Source organism: Thalassospira profundimaris WP0211 (assembly GCF_000300275.1).
Classification (GTDB): Bacteria; Pseudomonadota; Alphaproteobacteria; order Rhodospirillales; family Thalassospiraceae; genus Thalassospira; species Thalassospira profundimaris.
This window is the reverse complement of the sequence record NZ_AMRN01000027.1, coordinates 1-656: the sequence shown is the minus strand read 5'-3', so window position 1 is coordinate 656 and position 656 is coordinate 1. Positions and strand designations below refer to the sequence as shown.

The 656-nt window shown below is 55.2% G+C and carries 1 rRNA gene; it reads right to left on the bottom strand.

The annotated features are described in order from the left end of the window. A 16S ribosomal RNA gene (locus tag TH2_RS20425) occupies nucleotides 1-656 on the bottom strand; the annotation flags it as partial.

The window sequence follows — 656 nt, the reverse complement described above, 5'->3', positions numbered from 1 at the left end:
AATCCTGTTTGCTCCCCACGCTTTCGCACCTGAGCGTCAGATCTAGTCCAGGTGGCCGCCTTCGCCTCTGGTGTTCCTCCCAATATCTACGAATTTCACCTCTACACTGGGAATTCCACCACCCTCTCCTAGTCTCAAGTCTTACAGTATCAGAGGCAGTTCCGAGGTTGAGCCTCGGGCTTTCACCCCTGACTGGCAAGACCGCCTGCGTGCCCTTTACGCCCAGTAAATCCGAACAACGCTAGCCCCTTTCGTATTACCGCGGCTGCTGGCACGAAATTAGCCGGGGCTTCTTCTGATGTTACCGTCATCATCTTCGCATCTGAAAGAGCTTTACAACCCGAAGGCCTTCTTCACTCACGCGGCATGGCTGGATCAGGGTTGCCCCCATTGTCCAATATTCCCCACTGCTGCCTCCCGTAGGAGTCTGGGCCGTGTCTCAGTCCCAGTGTGGCTGATCATCCTCTCAAACCAGCTATGGATCGCTGACTTGGTGAGCCGTTACCTCACCAACTATCTAATCCAACGCGGGTCCATCTCTTAGCGATAAATCTTTCCCCCGAAGGGCGTATGCGGTATTAGCGGTCGTTTCCAACCGTTATCCCCCACTAAGAGGTAGGTCCCCACGCGTTACTCACCCGTGCGCCACTCTCCAG